Genomic DNA, 17,446 nt, shown 5'->3' with positions numbered 1-17,446 from the left:
TCGTCGGCGGCGCACCAGCCGGTCCCATTGAGCACGGCCCGGCTCGTGGCCGCGCTGGGGGACCTTCCGTGAATCGGGCGCTCGCGGCCCGCTACTACACCGACCAGGCGATCTTCGATGCCGAGCTGGACGCGGTGTTCGCCCGATCCTGGGTGATGGTCGGCCACGAGTCCCAGGTGGCATCCCACGGCCAGGTGCTCACCGCCACGGCGGGCGACGAGTCGGTGTTCGTGGTCAACAACGGCGGCCGGCTCGGCGCGTTCTACAACGTGTGCCAGCACCGGGGCCACGAGCTGTTCGGGCCGCCGCAGCCCGGCGGCGAGATGCACACCGCGCCGGGCGTCATCACGTGCCCCTACCACGCATGGGTGTACGCGCTCGACGGCACGCTGGCCAGCGCCCGCAGCCGGGATGTCGGCGAGATCTGCCTGCCGCCAGTGCGCCTCGAGCGGCTGGGCGGGTTCCTGTTCGTGAACCTCGACCGCAGCGCGCCCGCCTTGTCGCAGGTGGCGCCCGGGGTGGAGTCCGAGCTGCTGGAGAACGCTCCGGCTGCGCCCGAGCGGGTGCTGAGCTGGCGCAACACCCATGTCATGGCGGCGAACTGGAAGGTCGTCGTCGAGAACTACAACGAGTGCTACCACTGCCCGAACGTGCACCGCTCGTTCACCACCGGCGTGGTGGACCCTGCCAGCTACCGCATCAGCTGCGAGGGCAGGGTGATCCGCCACTTCGCGCAGGGCGCACCCGCCCAGCGGTCCGGCTACACGCGCCTCGATGACGGCGCCGACTATGTCGCCTACTTCGTCTGGCCCGCCTCGGCGATCCAGGTGTATCCCGGCCAGGTCGTCAACACGTTCCGCTGGGTGCCGCTGGGGGTTGACCGGACGCTGCTGGTGCGGGAGTTCTGGCTGGACACCGCCGAGCCCTCCGACGTGCAGCGCGAGGTCATCGACCTGGACTGGCAGACGACCGCCACCGAAGACTTCGGCCTGGTGGAATCCGTCCAACGCGGGCTCCGCAGTCGCGGCTACACCCCCGGGCCGCTCATCTGCGAACCTTCCGGCGTCGGCACCGTCCACAGCGAGGACTCGGTGGCGCACTTGGGATCGCTGGCCCAGGCGGCGCTGGAGACCAGGCACGGCTGAACTCGCTGCTTCTGGTTCGATGGGGCTGATGGCTGCCGACGACGCGACCAATCCGACTGCCGCGCTGGCTGAGTTTCTGACGGCGTTGGGAGGCTCGGTGCCGGCGCGCCTGACCGACATCGCGCAGGACTGCGTCGCCGACACCTTCGGCTGCATGATCTTCGGCGCCGCTTTGCCGTGGGCCCGCACGGCAGCGGGCTACGCCCTCCAGACCGGCGGCGTGGGCAGCTCGTCGATCATCGGCGGGGGCCGCACCACCGCGGCCATGGCCGCCTTCGCCAACGGCGCAGCCGCGCATGCCTTCGAGCTGGACGACGTCCACGAGGAGTCGATCTCCCATCCCGGCGCGGTAGTGGTGCCCGCAGTGCTGGCGCTGGCGGAGGAACTGGGCGCGGGGGGCGCTGATGCGCTCGACGCCGTTGTCGTGGGCTACGAAGCGATGGGCCGAGCCGGCATTGCGGTCGGGCCCGGTATGCACCTGCTGAGGGGCTTCCATCCCACGTCGATGTGCGGAGTCTTCGGGTCTGCAGCGGCCGCGGCCCGCCTCCTGGGTCTGGACGCCGACCGGCTGCGCCACGCGCTGGGGATCGCCGCCACGCTGGCGTCGGGGACGATGGAGTTTGCATCGTCCGGCGGTCAGACCAAGCGCCTCCATGCGGGTCGCGCCGCCGAGGGCGGCGTGATGGCAGCACGGCTGGCCGCCGGCGGCTTCGAGGGGCCGGCTGACGGGCTGGCCGGCGCCTACGGCTTCTGCCGTGTGTTCAGCGACGAGCCCCAGATTGAGCTGCTCACCGATGACCTCGGGAGCCGCTGGATGCTGGATGAGATCACGGTCAAGCCGTGGGCGGCGTGCAGTGACATTCACCCGCTGATCCAGGCCACCCTGGACCTGCGCACCGCCCACGGGCTGCGGCCCGACATGATCGAGCGCATCGAGGCGACGGCACCCACGAAGGCAGCCGTGCACAACAGCGGCGACGGCACCTCATCGGTGCTGGCCGCGCAGTACTCGGGGCCTTGGAACATTGCGGCGGCGCTCGTGGCCGATCCCGCGGACCCCGCCACCTACAGCGCGGAGCGGATTGCCGATGCCGAGCTGGTCGAGCTGCAGTCGAAGGTCGCGGCCATCGCTGCCGATGCGCGCTGGGATGCCACTTACGCGCACACGATGGGCGGCTCGGTGCGCATCACGCTGCGCGACGGCAGCGTGCTGGAACGCTCCGTGTGCGGTCAGAAGGGATCCATGCACGACCCCCTGAGTGCCGACGAGCTCGAAGCCAAGTTCGCCACGCTCGCCGGTTCGGGCGCGGCGGCACTGTGGGACTGGGTGCATGACCTGCCGGCGACGACGACTGTTGCGCTGCCTTCGGTGGTGTGCGAGGCCCGTCCATGAGCGCGCCGAAGATCGTGGTGGTGGGCAGCCTGAACGCCGATGTGACGCTGTGGGTGCCGCGCCGGCCGTCACCCGATGAGACGATGCATGCCGAGCGCATCGCGTGGTTCCGCGGGGGCAAGGGCGCCAACCAGGCGGTGGCGGCGGCCCGCCTGGGAGCCGAGGTGGTGATGGTCGGCCGGGTGGGCGACGACGAGCAGGGACGGTGGCTGCGCTCGGGTCTCGAGACGGAGGGAATCGACTGCCGGCACGTCGCCGGTGTGGGGGTGCCGACCGGCTTGGCAGCGATCACCGTCGATCCCGACGACGTGTCGATCGTGGTGGCCGCAGGTGCCAACGCATCGCTTGATGCCGACGGCGTGCAGGCAGCCGCCTCCGGGATCGCTGCGGCTGATGCGCTGCTGCTGCAAGGCGAGGTGAGCGCCGAAGCCGCCCGGGCCGCCGCCGAGATCGCTCGCGAGCACGGTGCGACGGTGGTACTGAACCCCGCCCCCTACAACGACGTCGCCGCGGCGGTGCTGCCGCTGGCCGACATTGTCATCGTGAACCGAGCCGAAGCGCAGCAGTTGCGGCAGCCCGATGCCCGCGGCTGCGTGCCCGAGCTGCGACCTGATGCCGTGCTCGTCGAGACGCAAGGCGCTGCTGGCTGCGTTGTTCACCCGTTGCGAGGCGCGGGCCCGCCAGCCGAGGTCGACGGCGAGATCAGCGTGGCGGCACCGCAGGTCGCGGTGGTCGATGCCACCGGCGCCGGGGACGCGTTTGCCGCGGCGTTCGCAGTCGGCATCGCATCGGGGGCCACAGTCGAGGACGCTGCCCGGTTGGCCGTGCGGGCCGGTGCTTGGGCAGTGACGGTCGCCGGCGCCCAGCCGAGCCTGCCGACGATGGCGCAGCTGCAGGTGCAGCTGGTCAGGCCAGACCGTAGAGGCGGTCGCCGGCATCGCCCAGGCCGGGAACGATGAACGCCCGCTCGTCCAGGTGGCTGTCGACGGCAGCGGTCACGATGCGGACGTCAGCGGCGCTGCGCTGCAGTGCGGCGATTCCCTCGGGCGCGGCGAGCGTGCACACCATGGTGACCGAACCCACGCCCGAGGCGACCAGCACCCGGATCACCTCGGCTGCCGAGCCGCCCGTCGCCAGCATCGGGTCGAGCACCAGCACCGGTCGATCCTCCAGCACGCTCGGCAGCGACTCGAGGTAGCACTCGTGGCCGACGCCGTCGGAGGTCTCGACCCTCCGCATCCCGACGAACCCCACCGGCGCGGCAGGCAGAAGCCGCAGCGCGGCGTCGAGCATTCCCAGCCCGGCGCGCAGGACGGGCACGATCGCCGGCATCGGCTCCAGGCGCGAGCCCTCAGCAGGCCCGAGCGGCGTCTCGACCGGCTCGGAGACCCAGGCCGCATCGGTGAGCGCCTCTGACACCAGCAGGAAGGTCAACGCGTCGAGCCGCTGGCGGAACTCCTCCACGGCAGTGTCCTTGTCGCGCAGCCGGGTGAGCAGGGCTGCGGCTACCGGGTGGTCGACCGTGCTGACATTCATTGGGCTGACGTTCATGGGTTGGCTCTCATGGTCGGTTCTGGGTCGGACCGCCAAGGGTCCGTTCGCAAGTTAGGTCGTCAGGGGTACACCCGGCAGCGCATCTTTGGTTCTACGCTCACAGCGATGAACAGCCAAGCTGGCGAATCCAACAGTGGCGCCGCTGTGCGCGGGTTGCTGCTGGTGCTGGTGGCCGTCGTGGTGGGCGTGCTGCTGCTCCGCTCGGTCGACGATCCCGACGACACGGTCGTGACCGACACCGCGCCGCCTGCTGCGCCGGGGGACACGCTCCCGACGGCGACGGAGGCTCCGACGCCCACGAGCGCTGCCGATGCGGGCGACTCGGGCTCTGCCCCGGTCGCCACCGTCGCGCCGACCGTCACCGTCGCGCCCGCCACGGACACCACCTCTGCAGGCGCAGAGCCGTTCCAGCCGAGACCGGCCGCTGAGGTCTCGGTGCAGGTGGCCAACTCCACGACCGTCCGGGGAGCTGCGGGACGTCTCACCGACCGGTTCAAGACGCTCAGCTACATCACCAAGACGCCGACGAACTATGTCGGGACGCCGCTCGACCGGACGCGCGTCTACTACCAGCCGGGCTCGCTGCTCGAGGCGCGGGCGATCGCAGGCGTGCTCGAGCTCGACGCCGACAATGACGTGTTCCCGATGCTGGCAGACACGTCGGCCGTGCAGGGCTTCGAGACGCCTGACGTGCTGTTGGCGCTGGGGACCGACTTGGCCGAGTAGCCGGCATGCGGGTCGTCGCGTGCCCGGACAAGTTCCGTGGCACGGCATCCGCGGCAGCGGTAGCGGAGGCGATCGCGGCCGGCGTGCGCCACCACGCCGGCCCGCGGGCCGAGGTCGTCTGCCTGCCCGCAGCAGACGGCGGCGAAGGCACGCTCGATGCGCTGGGCGGCCCGAACCGCACCTCGTTGGTGACAGGACCCCTGCGGGACCGGACCGAAGCGGGGTGGCGGCTCGCCGGCGACGATGCGATCGTGGAGATGGCCTGCGCCAGCGGGCTGCTGCTGGCAGGCGGAGCCGAGGGCAATGATCCGCTCGCGGCGACCACGGCGGGCACCGGCGAGCTGATCGCGGAGGCGGTTGCCAGCGGCGCCCGGCGGATCATCGTGGGCGTGGGCGGCTCGGCGACCACTGACGGCGGGCTCGGCGCGCTCGATGCGATGTCGCCGCTGGCCCGCCTCGCCGGCGTCTCGGTGGTGGTGGCCTGCGATGTGCGCACCCGCTTCCGCGATGCCGCACGCGTCTTCGGGCCGCAGAAGGGCGCGTCGCCGCCGCAGGTCGAGCTGCTGACCCGCCGCCTCGAGCGGCTCGTCGACCTGTACCGCGAGCGTTACGGGGTCGATGTCGGCGAGACGCCGGGTGCGGGTGCTGCGGGCGGCTTGGCCGGCGGCCTGGCGGCGGGCCTGCGGGCCGAGCTGGCACCGGGATTCGACGTGGTCGCGACCGAGATCGGCCTGCCGGAGGCCATCGAAGGCGCCGACCTGGTCATCACCGGCGAGGGACGGCTCGATGCCAGCTCATTCGACGGCAAGGTCGTGGGGGGCGTCCTGGAGCTTGCCGCCGAGGCGGGCGTGCCGGCCGGCGTCGTGGTGGGCGCTCGCGACCCGGACGCCGATCTTGCCGCCTGGCGCCCGCATGCCGGCGACACCCCGGCCACGAGCCTCGTGGTGCTGTCCGAGCGCTACGGCGCCGAGCGATCGATGGACGACACGCTGGCGGCGGTTCGCGATGCTGCCGCCGAGGTGCTCGCGAATCTGGTGTGACGGGTTGGGGGTTAGCACTCTCAGCTCTAGAGTGCTAACGGTCGCTGCGAAGACGGCGGCATCGTGACGCCCAGTCACCCCTTCCGAGAGTCATCCGAGACAGGAGCCACCTGATATGGCCAAGATGATCACGTTCGAGGACGAGGCCCGCCGCGCACTCGAGTCGGGCATGAACCAACTCGCTGATGCCGTGCGCGTCACGCTGGGCCCCAAGGGCCGCAACGTCGTGCTCGACAAGAAGTGGGGCGCGCCCACCATCACCAACGACGGCGTGTCCATCGCGAAGGACATCGAGCTGGAGGACCCGGTGGAGCGCATCGGCGCCGAGCTGGTCAAGGAAGTGGCCAAGAAGACCGACGACGTCGCCGGCGACGGCACCACCACGGCCACCGTGCTGGCGTGGACCATGGTGCGCGACGGCCTGCGCAACGTGGCTGCGGGCGCCAACCCGATGGCCGTCAAGCGGGGAATCGAGGCCGGCGTCGACGCCGCCGTGGGCGCCATCGAGGACATGTCGATCAGCGTCACCGAATCCAAGACCCATGTCGCGCAGGTGGCCGCCATCTCTGCGGCTGACGGCGACATCGGCCAGCTGATCAGCGATGCGTTCGACAAGGTCGGCAAGGACGGCGTGATCACCGTCGAGGAGTCGCAGACGTTCGGCCTCGAGATGGACCTGGTCGAGGGCATGCGCTTCGACAAGGGCTACATCTCGCCCTACTTCGTGACCGATCCCGACTCGCAGGAAGCGGTGCTCGACGACGCGAACCTGCTGTTCATGCAGGGCAAGATCTCCGCAGTCCGCGACGTGCTGCCGGTGCTCGAGAAGGTCACCCAGGCAGGCAAGCCGCTCGTGATCATCGCCGAGGACGTCGAGGGCGAGGCCCTCGCCACGCTCGTGGTCAACAAGATCCGCGGCACCATCCGCTCGGTGGCCGTGAAGGCCCCCGGCTTCGGCGACCGCCGCAAGGCGATGCTGGCCGACATGGCCATCCTGACTGGCGGTCAGGTCATCAGCGAGGACGTCGGCCTCAAGCTGGAGAACACCACGCTCGACCTGCTCGGCACGGCCCGGCGCGTGGTGGTCACCAAGGACGAGACGACCATCATCGAGGGCTCGGGCGACGAGTCCGAGGTGCGCGGCCGGATCGAGCAGATCAAGAACGAGATCGAGAACACCGACTCCGACTACGACCGCGAGAAGCTGCAGGAGCGGCTGGCGAAGCTGTCCGGCGGCGTGGCGGTGCTGCGTGTCGGCGCGGCCACCGAGGTCGAGCTGAAAGAGAAGAAGCACCGCATCGAGGACGCAGTCAGCACCACCAAAGCGGCCATCGAGGCCGGCGTGGTGGCCGGCGGCGGCGTCACGCTGGTGCGCGCCGAGCAGGCGGTGAGCGCAGTTGCGGACGGCCTCGACGGCGACGAGTCCACCGGTGCGCGGCTTGTCGAGCGCGCACTTGCCGGACCGCTGAAGCAGATTGCCGAGAACGCCGGCCTCGAGGGCGGCGTCGTGGTCAGCAAGGTGCGCGAGCTGGACGGCTCCATGGGTCTCAACGCCGCCTCCGGCGAGTACGAGGACCTGGTTGCCGCAGGCGTCATCGACGCTGCGAAGGTGACGCTGTCGGCGCTGCAGAACGCCTCGTCGATCGCCGCACTGTTCCTCACCACCGAGGCCGTGATCTGCGACGAGCCCGATTCGGGCGGCGGCGCTCCCGGCATGCCCGACATGGACTTCTAGCGGGAGCCTCCCCAACCCCCAAAGAACAGCCCAACCCAATCGAATCGGCCCGGGTCCCCCACCCGGGCCGCTTCGCGCTGTGCTGTCCGCTCTGACTCGCTGCGCTCGCGGGCCGCTCGGGCCCGGGCCCGATGTCTGACTGAGCGGGGCGGAGGGTGCCGGTACCCTGACCGGATGCGGCGGGGGCGCACGATGCGGGTGCTGGTGGACCGCCTGCGGCAGGGCACCTGGCGGCGGACGCCCGATGAGGTAGTGGTCGAGGAACCGCTCGAGATCCGCCTGGACGGGCACATGGTGGCCACCACCATGCGCACGCCCGGAAACGACTACGAGCTCGCGGCGGGCTTCTGCGCGGGCGACGGGCTGCTCGGCGACGCGGCCGTCACGGGCGTGCGCTACTGCGGCGAGGGCCCCGCGGCCGAGTTCGAGTACAACGTGGTCACCGTGGAGACCGGCGGCACGGCGCCGGTGCCGACCCCGCGTCTCGGCAACGTCAGCGCCGCCTGCGGCATCTGCGGCAGCACCACCATCACCGACATGGCCGCGCGTCTGGGACCGCTGGCGGGCACCCAGCACTTCAGCATCGACGCCGTTCGCGCAGCGCTTGCCGCTGTGCCGGGCACCCAGGAGATGTTCGGCCGCACCGGCGGGCTGCACGCCGCAGCGACCTTCGACGCGCAGGGCCGGCTCGACGTGGTGCGCGAGGACATCGGGCGGCACAACGCCGTCGACAAGGTCATCGGCCGCCGGCTGCTCGACGGGCGCAACGACGCCGCCTCCATGGCGCTGTTCGTGAGCGGCCGGGCCAGCTTCGAGATGGTGCAGAAGGCCTGGGCGGCGGGAATCGGCACCCTCATCGCCGTCAGCGCTCCCAGCTCGCTGGCCATCGAATCGGCGCGGGCCGCAGCCATCACGCTGGCTGGCTTCGCACGCGGCGACGAGCTGAACGTGTACAGCGGCAGCCTGGCCGGGATTCCCGAGCGTGCCGGCGAGGCCGCCGCGGGCGCCCGCTCATAGGCTGCCGGCGTGTCGCAGCAACCGGAGGTGACGACGTCGGTCGGCTGGGGTGTGCTGCACCTGTTCTGCAGGCTGACTCCCGCCGCGGACCGCTCCGGCGTGCTCGCCGCCGTTGCCGACACCGTCGATGACGACCACCAGGTGCTGTCCGTGGCCGTGCTGGGACACAAGGCCGATGTCGGCTTCATGGCGCTGGGGCCCGACCTGTGGCGGTTGCGCCGCCTGCAAACGCTGCTGCAGCAGGCCGGCCTCGAGGTTGCCGACAGCTATGTGTCGATGACCGAGGTGAGCGAGTACGCACCCGACCTGCCGCCCGAGATGAAGACGCCGCGGTTGTACCCGCAGCTGCCTCCCGAGGGCAAGCGGGCGTTCTGCTTCTATCCCATGTCGAAGCGCCGTGGCACCGTGGCTGAAGGCAGCGGCAACTGGTTCACGCTGCCGTACGACACCCGCCGCGAGCTGATGTACGAGCATGGCACGTCGGGTCGCAAGTTCCGGGGCCGGATTTTGCAGGTGGTGACCGGGTCCACTGGTGTCGACGATTTCGAGTGGGGCGTGACGCTGTTCGGCGAGCACCTCGACGACCTCAAGGAGGTCGTGTACACGATGCGCTTCGACGAGGCCAGTGCTGTGTATGGCGAATTCGGCACCTTCTACACGGGACTGCTGGCCGATGTCTCCACGGTGCTTGATCGCATCGGTCTCTAGGCGGCGGTTGCGCCCGCTGCGGAGGCGGCAGGGAATTCTGCGACCAGCGATCCGGCAGGTCGCAACGTCGCAGAATTCCCTGCCGCCTCCACAGCTGTGGCATCTGTGCCTGCCGGCTGAGCGTCTTAGTCTGTTCGCAGGCCGGTCCGCTACTGCGATGTCCCGGTACCGGCTAAGGCGTTTTGCGAGGTTGTGATGTCTGAGTACTCGGCTCCTGTTGACGACATGCTGTTCGTGCTTGAGCACATCGCCGGACTTGACGGGCTGGCCGCTCACGAGCAGTTCGCGCACGCCGATCTGGAGACTGCGGGGGCGCTGCTGGACGAGGCGGGGCGCTTCATGTCGTCTGAGGTGGCGCCGCTGAACGTGCCGGGCGACCAGCAGGGCCTGGACTTCGACGAGGGCGTCATCACCCACCCCGACGGCTTCGGCGAGGCCTACCAGAAGTTCGTGGGCGCCGGCTGGAACGGCATGGCCTTCGACCCCGATTTCGGCGGCGGCGGCATGCCGTGGTGCGTGGGCCTGGCGGTGCAGGAGATGCTGACGTCGGCCAGCATGGCGTTCAGCCTGTGCCCGCTGCTGACCCAAGGTGCCATCGACGCGCTGCTGCACCATGCCGACGAGACCCTGCAGCAGACCTACCTGCCCAAGATGATCAGCGGCGAGTGGTCGGGCACCATGAATCTCACCGAGCCCCACGCGGGCTCCGACGTGGGCGCCCTGACCAGCCGGGCCGAGCCCCGGGCCGACGGCTCGTACCTCATCTCGGGCACCAAGATCTTCATCACCTACGGCGAGCACGAGCTGGCCGACAACATCATCCACCTCGTGCTGGCACGCACGCCCGACAGTCCCCCCGGCACCCGCGGCATCAGCCTGTTCCTGGTGCCGAAGTTCCTCGTCAACCCCGACGGGTCGCTGGGCGAGCGCAACGACCTGCGAGCGGTGTCCACCGAGCACAAGATCGGCATTCACGCCAGCCCCACCTGCGTCATGTCCTACGGCGACAACGGCGGCGCAGTGGGCTACATGGTCGGTCCCGAGCACGGCGGCATGCGGGCCATGTTCACCATGATGAACAACGCGCGCCTCTCGGTGGGCCTGCAGGGCCTGTCGCTCACCGAGCGGGCCTACCAGCAGGCACGCGACTACGCCGTCGAGCGCAAGCAGGGTCGGGCCATCGGCACCGAGCTGCCGCCCGGGCAGTCCTCGCCCATCGTCGACCATGCCGACGTGCGCCGGATGCTGATGACCATGCGGGCCAACGCCGAGGCCATGCGCTGCGTCATGTACCTGAACGCGGCTGCCATCGACCAGTCGCTGTCAGCGGCAGATCCTGATGAACGGGCGCAGGCTGACGAGCTGGTGGCCATCCTGACGCCGATCAGCAAGGGCTGGGGCACCGACCTGGGCGTGGAGATGACCTCGCTGGGCGTGCAGGTGCACGGCGGCATGGGCTACGTGGAGGAAACCGGTGCTGCCCAGCACTGGCGCGACAGCCGCATCGCACCCATCTATGAGGGCACCAACGGCATCCAGGCCGCCGACCTGGCATTCCGCAAGCTGCCGCTGGACGGCGGCAAGGCCATGGCGCGGCTCATCGGCCAGATCGGCGAGACCGCCGCAGAGCTGGCGGCCAGCGACGACGCAGACCTCAAGGCGATTGCCGCCCCGCTGAGCGCGGGTGCGGAGGCCTTCGGCAACGCGGCGATGTGGCTGGGCACCCAGCTCGCGTCGGCGCCCAACGACGTGGCTGCGGGCTCGACGCCGTTCATGCGCCTGGCCGGTGTGGTGGTGGGCGGCTGGCTGCTGGCTCGCAGCGCCCAGGCGGCCGCGCAGCTGCTGGCCTCCCAGGGTCTCAGCGCTGCCGAAGCACGTGAAGCCGGCGGCAGCGGGCCCGCTTCGCCGCAGTTCCTGGCGGACAAAATCGCTACGGCACACTTCTATGCCACCCAGATCCTGTCGGGAGCAGCCGGATTGGTGCCCGCCGTCACCGGCGGCGCCGACCTGTTCTACGCCATCCCGGCTGACCGGCTTTGAGGGCACAGATCTCGCATCGATGGCACGGGGCGAGGGCGGGAGCGACGACATGACCGGCGCTGAGCCCGCGAACGGCTCGATCGAGCGGTTGCGGGGCGTCTTCTCTCAGTCGGGACCGGTAGTGGTGGCCTTCAGCGGCGGTGTTGATTCGTCGCTGGTGGCCTGGGCGGCCAACGACGTGCTCGGCGACCAGGCGTACTGCGTGACGGCCGTCTCGCCCAGCCTCGCGACCGATGAGGCGGCCGACTGTGCCGCCTTGGCAGCCGAGTGGGGACTCGCGTGGCAGACCGTCGAGACCGACGAGATGTCGCGCGCCGCGTATCGCGTCAACGACGCCGACCGGTGCTTCCACTGCAAGTCGGCCCTCATGGATCAGCTTGAACCCTTGGCGGCGGCGCAGGGCGCGACGGTGGTGCTCGGCGTGAACCTCGACGACCTCGGCGATCATCGGCCGGGCCAGCACGCAGCACGCGACCGTGGTGCGCGCTTCCCGCTGGTGGAGGCGGGCTTCACCAAGGCCGAGGTCCGCACGGTCAGCGCCGAGCTGGGCCTGCGCACGTGGGACAAGCCCGCCGCGGCATGCCTGGCCTCGCGGGTGCCCTACGGCACGCAGGTGACGGTGCCGCTGCTGGCGCGACTTGATCGGGCCGAGGCGGCACTGCGCCGGCTGGGCTTCGGGCAGCTGCGGGTGCGCGACTACGGGGACACGGCGCGCATCGAGCTGCCGCTTGACGACCTCGCCGAAGCAGTACGGCGGCGTGAAGCCGTCGTGGAGGCGATCAGCGGCGTCGGCTACCGCTACGTCACACTCGACCTGGAGGGCTTCCGCTCGGGCAACCTCAACGGCGCTCTTGCGGACGGCAACTGCGTGGTCCCCACGCCTGCCCAAGAGGCCGAACGATGAGCGCAACCGGCACGGCCGAGCCTGCGAGGCGCATAGACACGGCCGAGCCTGCGAGGCGCATAGACACAGTGGATGACGCCGCCGAGCTGCTGGCCGCCGGGGTGCTCGCTGCGTTGCCCGGCTGGGTGGAGCGTTGTGTCGTCGAGGCCTGCGAGCGGGCAGGCGTCGCCGCTGCGGGGCTCAGCGAGCAGGCACGAGCGGCTGGCGAGCACTGCGCCGCCGCGATCGGCCCGCCGCTGCGGGCGCTGCTGGCGACCGATGTCGACCAGCAGCACAGCACACCCCTGAGCGTGCTGCGCGGCGCCGTGCGGTTTCCCACGCAGGTGCTGGCGGACGGCGGCGTGCCGGCACCCGACCGCGACGACTTCGTCGCCTCCCGATTTCCTGATGATCCCTACGGGCTGACCCCGGCCTCGTTCGCCGACATCGATCCTGAGCTGGGCCCGGTGGGCATCGCCTGGGGCGCAGCGAAGGCGTTCGAGGTGCTGCAGCGCCGGCGTTCGGCCGAGCCTGCGAGGCGCGACGACACGGCCGAGCCTGCGAGGCGCGACGACACGGCCGAGCCTGCGAGGCGCGACGACACGGCCGAGCCTGCGAGGCGTGATGAAGCAGAGGGAATGCGATGACGTCGTTCGGCGAGCGGCGAGCGGCGCTGATCGGGGCTGCCGACGCAGCCGAACTGCCGGCGGCGCTGTCGGCACTGACCGACTCGTGGCTGGCTGAGCGCTTCGAGACGGAGGCTGCAGCGTGCGGGCTGGCTGGTTCCGAGGCTGAAGGCACGGGCGTGTCGCTGGTGGCCGTCGGCGGCTACGGCCGCGGCGAGCTGTGCCCCGGCAGCGACATCGACCTGCTCCTGCTGCACGACGGCCGTGATGCGCTGCTGGAGGGCGGCGGAGCACTCGGGGACAGCTCGCATGGCGGCAATCTGGCCGACCGCCTGTGGTACCCGATCTGGGACGAGAAGCTGAAGCTGGGCCACGCCGTGCGGTCGCTGCCGGAAACGCTGGAACTCGCCGCCTCGGACATCGACACAGCAACGGCGCTCGTGGATGCCCGCCACCTCGCAGGTGATGAGGCCCTGACGGCACGGCTCATCGAGGGAGTGGGGGCCGACTGGCACCAGAACGCCTCCCAGCGGCTCGACGAACTGCAGCGTGCCGTGAGCCGCCGTCACAGCCAGAGCGGCGAGGTGGCCTTCCTGCTGGAGCCCGACCTGAAGACCGGCCGTGGCGGGTTGCGTGACGCACACGCGATCGGCTGGGCACAACTGGCGGACGTCGAACTTCCCGCCGCAGACACCGAGCGTCTGGCCGAGGCCTACCAGACGTTGCTGCGGGCCCGGGTGGAGCTGCATCGCACCACCGGCCTGCGCAGCGACGTGCTGTCCGCCGACGACCAGGACGCCGTGGCGCAGCGTCTCCGTGCGGTCGACGCTGACGCCTTCATGGCCGAGATCGCGCACGCCGGGCGCATCATCGCGTTCCTGTCGGACCAGCTGTGGTCCAGCGTCGCCCGCGAGCACGCCGAGCCTGCTGGGTTCGATATCGATATCGCCGGGCTGTCGGTGCGCGACGGCGAGCTGGTAATCGACGGAGATCCGGCGGCCGACGTCGTGCTGGTGCTGCATGCGGCGGTGCAGTCGGCCCGCAGCGGGATGCCGATCAGCCGGACCAGCCTCGACAAGCTGGCCGAGCGCCAGGCACCCTTCCCGGATCCGTGGCCCCACGGCGCCCGAGCGCTGTTCGTGGAGCTGCTGAGCTGCGGGCACAAGGCCATCGATGTCATCGAGACGCTCGACTACTTCGACGTGTGGACCCGGGTGCTGCCCGAGTGGGCGCCCAACCGCAATCGCCCCCAGCGATCCCGCTACCACCGGTTCACGGTGGACCGCCACCTGCTTGAGGCCGTCGCCACCGCAGCCCGCTTCACGCATCGGGTGGCTCGCCCCGACCTGCTGGTGATGGGAGCGCTACTGCACGACATCGGCAAGGGCTACCCCGGCGACCACACGCAGGCAGGGATGCGGCTGGCAGGCCCCATCGCCCGGCGCTGCGGCTGGAGCGCCGACGACGCCGACACCCTGGTGCGCTTGGTGCAGCATCACCTGCTGCTGACCGACGTCGCTACGCGCCGCGACCTCGATGACCCGCTCACGGTCGCCACGGTCGCCCGGGCGGCCCAGACGCCGGAGTTCCTGGAGCTGCTGGCCGTGATGACCGAGGCGGACTGCCTGGCCACCGGGCCGATGGCCTGGGGGGAGTGGACGTCGAACCTGGTGACCGCCCTGGTCGAGATGACCACCGAGCACATGAGCGGTGCCGATCAGGCACCCCCGGGCCACCGTCGGCTGCTGACCCAAGAGGTGGTGGAGCTGATGGCGGCCGGCGAGGTGGCGCTGCGAGCCGAGGACGACGTGCTGACCGTGGTGGCGCCCGACGAGCGGGGCCTGTTCAGCCGGGCCGCGGGCGTGCTGGCGCTGCGCGGGCTCGACGTGCTGCAGGCCGACGCCTATTCGAGCCCGGCGGGCATGGCAGTGTCGTCGTTCCGCATCGTCCCGCCCGACACGCCGGTGGACTGGGACCGGGTCACCTTCGACGTACGCCGGTCGCTGCGAGGGCACCTGGCGCTGGAGGCGCGCATCGCCGAGCGCGCGCGGGTGTACCGGCGGCGGCGGGCACTGTCCGCCACGCGGGCTGCCACCAGCGTCACGTTCGACGCCGAGTCGGCCACCGGGGCGACGATCGTGGAGGTCCGCACTGAGGACCACATCGGCGTGCTGTACAAGGTGACGCGGGTGCTGGCCGAGATGGGGCTCGACATCCGATCGGCCAAGATCCAGACGCTCGCGAACGAGGTGGTCGACTCGTTCTACGTGGTCGGTCCCGACGGGCCGGTCATCGATGAGGCACACCAGCGCGAGGTAGAGCTGGCCCTGCGCCACGCCCTCGCCTAGCGCAATTCTCTTGCCGGTTGCCGCGATGCCCGGTTACAGTCCGAAGTGACGCAGCGCCCCCGGCTCAGTTGGCATTTCTGGTTCGCAGGGGCGCTGCGCCGCGTTCGACGCTAGCCCGCTGCTTCTCAGTAACTCTCGTGAATTTCGGCGCAGCTGATCAATCTGGTTCCTGCTGACGCAGGAACTGCTCCAGCTCGTCGATGAGGCCGTCGGGGTTCTCGACCATCTCGCTGAAGTCCTCGACGGCTTCGGCGGCGGACTCCTCGAGGATCTGTTGCGCGTACTGGGCCAGCGTGTCGTCGCCGGCGACCAGTTCGTCGATCTGGCGGCCGTAGTTGGCGGCGGCGCTGTGTAGCTCGGATTCGCCGAGCGAGACGCCCAAGAACTGCCCCACCCGCTCGGCGAGCGCCAGGGCGGCCTTCGGCGAGGGGTAGTTGTGCACGTAGGTGGGCACGGTGGCCCAGAATGACACGCTGTCAAAACCCGCCCGGTGGCAGGCGTCGTTCAGCACGCCGATGATCCCGGTGGGGCCCTCGTAGGTCGACTGGCGCAGCCCCATGTTCAGGTTGAGGGCAGCGTTGTTGGATGCGCCCACCACATTGACCGGCGCGTTGTGGTGGGTGTCGGTGAGCAGCGCGCCCAGCGTCACCACGGTGGACACGCCCAGCGAATTGGCCATCTCGATGATGACGTCGCAGAAGGTGCGCCAGCGCAGCCGAGGCTCCACGCCGAGCACGGTCACCACGGGCCGGCCGTCGTCGACCTCGCCGATGCGCACGTCGGGCGTGGGCCAGTCGATCTTCCGCTCGCCGTCGGTCACCTGCACGCTGGGCCGCACCGAGGCGAAGTCGTAGAAGTACTCGGGGTCGATATGGGCCACCGGGTGGCAGCGGAAGCGTCGGCGCAGGTACTTGGCGGACTCGGTGGCCGCATCGCCGGCGTCGTTCCAGCCCGAGAACGCTGCGATGAGGATGGTGTCCTTACCGGGTTCGGGTCGCTCCAACCACTCAAGATGGCCCACGTCGGCGAGGCTAGCGGCAGCCTGTTGCGGCCTCACCCTGCAATGAGGCGCGCCCGCTGCGGAGGCGACAGAACCCTCTGCGACCAGCGATCCAGCAGGTCGCAACGTCGCAGAGCCTCCTGCCGCCTCCGCAGCTATGACATCTGTGCCTTCCGGCCCACACCCTCTGCAAGTTCGGTGGCCGTACGATGCGCAGCGTGGCTGAAGCTGGCTCGGGGAACCCTGATGTCTTGATCGAGGTGTGCGAGTGGGTTGGCGATGAGCTGGTGGGCGCGTTCGCGCGGTTGCACCCGCAGCTGTCGTCGTCGCCGCCGCCTGATGCCGCAGCGTTGGAGCGCATCGTTGGTCATCCCGCCAACACGGTGCTGATCGCCCGCGACGGGGCAGACGAGATCGTGGGTGCGATGATTCTGGTGCTCTTTCCTCTGGCCAGCGGGCTGCGGGCTTGGATCGAGGACGTGGTGGTGGACGAAGCGGCCCGGGGGCGCGGCATCGGTGCCGCGCTCAATCAGCGTGCCATCGAGATTGCCCGGCATGCGGGCGCCCGCACGGTGGACCTGACCTCGCGGCCGGACCGGGAGGCTGCCAACCGCCTGTATGCCCGGCTCGGCTTCAACCTGCGGAACACCAACGTGTACCGGCTCGAACTCTGACTACCGTGCCCGAATCCTGCCAAGCCGACTGAGGAGGCCCGGCCGACATGGATCCTGACAGCATCAACTTGGGCCTGTTCGTCTTGCGGGTCATCGTCGGCGTCACCCTGGCGCTGCACGGCATCGCCAAGTTCCGCGGCGGCATCCGCGGTGTCGGCAACTGGTTCGCCGCCGAAGGTCTGCGGCCGGGCCTGCTGCACGCCTACCTTGCCGCTCTCACCGAGATCGGCGCCGGCTTCGGTTTGGCGCTCGGGCTGCTGACGCCGCTGAGCGCGATGGCGTTCATCGGCGTGATGACAACCGCAGGGTGGGTCGGCCACCGCAAGAACGGCTTCTTCATCATCCGGGAAGGCTGGGAGTACGTGTTTGTCTTGGCTGTGGCAGCAGCGGCAGTGGCGGCTACCGGTCCCGGCGACTGGTCGGTTGACAACGCGCTGGGCCTCGACTGGAGCGGGCCGGTCTGGTTCGTGGTCGCCATCGCCGGCGGTCTGGTCTCCACGCTGCTGCTGCTGGCGGTCTTCTACCGCCCGAATGCACCAGCGGAGCAGTGATTTCTG

At 70.3% G+C, this 17,446-nt stretch carries 16 protein-coding genes; 14 read left to right on the top strand and 2 right to left on the bottom strand.

Annotated elements, in window-relative coordinates:
• Positions 1-68: 68 nt before the first annotated feature.
• The 3 genes from ACOGXE_RS06640 to ACOGXE_RS06630 are packed head-to-tail and all read left to right on the top strand — an operon-like array spanning position 69 to position 3,497.
• Positions 69-1,145, top strand: a complete 1,077-nt coding sequence (locus tag ACOGXE_RS06640; protein ID WP_419933159.1) for an aromatic ring-hydroxylating oxygenase subunit alpha — start codon at positions 69-71, stop codon at positions 1,143-1,145.
• 28 nt (positions 1,146-1,173) lie between these two features.
• The gene (locus tag ACOGXE_RS06635) at positions 1,174-2,538 is read left to right on the top strand and encodes an MmgE/PrpD family protein (protein WP_419933158.1); all 1,365 of its coding nucleotides are present in this window, start codon (positions 1,174-1,176) and stop codon (positions 2,536-2,538) included.
• The gene (locus ACOGXE_RS06630) at positions 2,535-3,497 is read left to right on the top strand and encodes a PfkB family carbohydrate kinase (protein WP_419933157.1); all 963 of its coding nucleotides are present in this window, start codon (positions 2,535-2,537) and stop codon (positions 3,495-3,497) included. Before ACOGXE_RS06635 ends, ACOGXE_RS06630 begins: the two co-directional genes overlap by 4 nt.
• On the opposite strand, the gene upp is transcribed toward ACOGXE_RS06630, so the two are convergent.
• Positions 3,445-4,074 carry a uracil phosphoribosyltransferase gene (gene upp, locus ACOGXE_RS06625; protein ID WP_419933485.1) on the bottom strand — a complete coding sequence of 210 codons (630 nt, stop codon included), beginning with the start codon at positions 4,072-4,074 and terminating at the stop codon, positions 3,445-3,447. The two genes, ACOGXE_RS06630 and upp, sit on opposite strands and share 53 nt — an antisense overlap.
• Positions 4,075-4,197: 123 nt before the next feature.
• Here upp and ACOGXE_RS06620 point away from each other — a divergent pair, with 123 nt between their 5' ends.
• The 9 genes from ACOGXE_RS06620 to ACOGXE_RS06580 all read left to right on the top strand — a co-directional run bounded on the left by ACOGXE_RS06620 (position 4,198) and on the right by ACOGXE_RS06580 (position 15,215).
• Positions 4,198-4,818 carry a LytR C-terminal domain-containing protein gene (locus ACOGXE_RS06620; RefSeq protein WP_419933156.1) on the top strand — a complete coding sequence of 207 codons (621 nt, stop codon included), beginning with the start codon at positions 4,198-4,200 and terminating at the stop codon, positions 4,816-4,818.
• Between the two features lie 5 nt (positions 4,819-4,823).
• Entirely contained in the window at positions 4,824-5,858 is a 1,035-nt protein-coding gene (locus tag ACOGXE_RS06615; protein WP_419933155.1) for a glycerate kinase, read from the top strand.
• Positions 5,859-5,973: 115 nt separating this feature from the next.
• The gene (groL, locus tag ACOGXE_RS06610; RefSeq protein ID WP_419933154.1) at positions 5,974-7,593 is read left to right on the top strand and encodes a chaperonin GroEL; all 1,620 of its coding nucleotides are present in this window, start codon (positions 5,974-5,976) and stop codon (positions 7,591-7,593) included.
• A 174-nt stretch (positions 7,594-7,767) separates the two neighbouring features.
• Entirely contained in the window at positions 7,768-8,610 is an 843-nt protein-coding gene (fdhD, locus tag ACOGXE_RS06605) for a formate dehydrogenase accessory sulfurtransferase FdhD (RefSeq protein ID WP_419933153.1), read from the top strand.
• Positions 8,611-8,619: 9 nt separating this feature from the next.
• Entirely contained in the window at positions 8,620-9,318 is a 699-nt protein-coding gene (locus ACOGXE_RS06600; protein WP_419933152.1) for a chlorite dismutase family protein, read from the top strand.
• A gap of 195 nt (positions 9,319-9,513) precedes the next feature.
• Entirely contained in the window at positions 9,514-11,358 is a 1,845-nt protein-coding gene (locus ACOGXE_RS06595; protein ID WP_419933151.1) for an acyl-CoA dehydrogenase, read from the top strand.
• Positions 11,359-11,377: 19 nt separating this feature from the next.
• Positions 11,378-12,262 (top strand): ATP-dependent sacrificial sulfur transferase LarE, encoded by an 885-nt coding sequence (gene larE, locus ACOGXE_RS06590; protein WP_419933150.1) that lies wholly within the window; start codon positions 11,378-11,380, stop codon positions 12,260-12,262.
• Positions 12,259-12,888, top strand: coding sequence for a hypothetical protein (locus ACOGXE_RS06585; RefSeq protein WP_419933149.1), 630 nt, complete (start codon positions 12,259-12,261; stop codon positions 12,886-12,888). The genes larE and ACOGXE_RS06585 overlap by 4 nt, the downstream gene beginning before the upstream one ends.
• Positions 12,885-15,215 (top strand): [protein-PII] uridylyltransferase, encoded by a 2,331-nt coding sequence (locus tag ACOGXE_RS06580; protein ID WP_419933148.1) that lies wholly within the window; start codon positions 12,885-12,887, stop codon positions 15,213-15,215. The genes ACOGXE_RS06585 and ACOGXE_RS06580 overlap by 4 nt, the downstream gene beginning before the upstream one ends.
• Positions 15,216-15,372: 157 nt before the next feature.
• Here ACOGXE_RS06580 and ACOGXE_RS06575 read toward each other — a convergent pair whose 3' ends face one another.
• Entirely contained in the window at positions 15,373-16,236 is an 864-nt protein-coding gene (locus ACOGXE_RS06575) for a PAC2 family protein (RefSeq protein ID WP_419933147.1), read from the bottom strand.
• 197 nt (positions 16,237-16,433) lie between these two features.
• On the opposite strand from ACOGXE_RS06575, the gene ACOGXE_RS06570 reads away from it, so the two are divergent.
• On the top strand, positions 16,434-16,889 hold the full coding sequence (locus ACOGXE_RS06570) for a GNAT family N-acetyltransferase (protein WP_419933146.1): 456 nt from the start codon (positions 16,434-16,436) through the stop codon (positions 16,887-16,889).
• Positions 16,890-16,936: 47 nt separating this feature from the next.
• Positions 16,937-17,440, top strand: coding sequence for a DoxX family protein (locus ACOGXE_RS06565; protein ID WP_419933145.1), 504 nt, complete (start codon positions 16,937-16,939; stop codon positions 17,438-17,440).
• The last annotated feature ends 6 nt before the right edge of the window (positions 17,441-17,446 follow it).

The sequence above is a fragment of the Candidatus Poriferisodalis sp. genome, from assembly GCF_965208555.1.
In the GTDB taxonomy this organism is placed as follows: Bacteria; Actinomycetota; Acidimicrobiia; order Acidimicrobiales; family Poriferisodalaceae; genus Poriferisodalis.
This window is presented reverse-complemented; position numbering and strand designations above follow the sequence as displayed.

Excerpts from the sequence above, each read along its gene's own strand:
- ACOGXE_RS06635 (WP_419933158.1), top strand. The coding sequence starts at position 1,174 with ATGGCTGCCGACGACGCGACCAATCCGACTGCCGCGCTGGCTGAGTTT.
- ACOGXE_RS06630 (WP_419933157.1), top strand. The coding sequence starts at position 2,535 with ATGAGCGCGCCGAAGATCGTGGTGGTGGGCAGCCTGAACGCCGATGTG.
- upp (WP_419933485.1), bottom strand. The coding sequence starts at position 4,074 with ATGAATGTCAGCACGGTCGACCACCCGGTAGCCGCAGCCCTGCTCACC.
- ACOGXE_RS06620 (WP_419933156.1), top strand. The coding sequence starts at position 4,198 with ATGAACAGCCAAGCTGGCGAATCCAACAGTGGCGCCGCTGTGCGCGGG.
- ACOGXE_RS06615 (WP_419933155.1), top strand. The coding sequence starts at position 4,824 with ATGCGGGTCGTCGCGTGCCCGGACAAGTTCCGTGGCACGGCATCCGCG.
- groL (WP_419933154.1), top strand. The coding sequence starts at position 5,974 with ATGGCCAAGATGATCACGTTCGAGGACGAGGCCCGCCGCGCACTCGAG.
- fdhD (WP_419933153.1), top strand. The coding sequence starts at position 7,768 with ATGCGGCGGGGGCGCACGATGCGGGTGCTGGTGGACCGCCTGCGGCAG.
- ACOGXE_RS06595 (WP_419933151.1), top strand. The coding sequence starts at position 9,514 with ATGTCTGAGTACTCGGCTCCTGTTGACGACATGCTGTTCGTGCTTGAG.
- larE (WP_419933150.1), top strand. The coding sequence starts at position 11,378 with ATGGCACGGGGCGAGGGCGGGAGCGACGACATGACCGGCGCTGAGCCC.
- ACOGXE_RS06585 (WP_419933149.1), top strand. The coding sequence starts at position 12,259 with ATGAGCGCAACCGGCACGGCCGAGCCTGCGAGGCGCATAGACACGGCC.
- ACOGXE_RS06580 (WP_419933148.1), top strand. The coding sequence starts at position 12,885 with ATGACGTCGTTCGGCGAGCGGCGAGCGGCGCTGATCGGGGCTGCCGAC.
- ACOGXE_RS06565 (WP_419933145.1), top strand. The coding sequence starts at position 16,937 with ATGGATCCTGACAGCATCAACTTGGGCCTGTTCGTCTTGCGGGTCATC.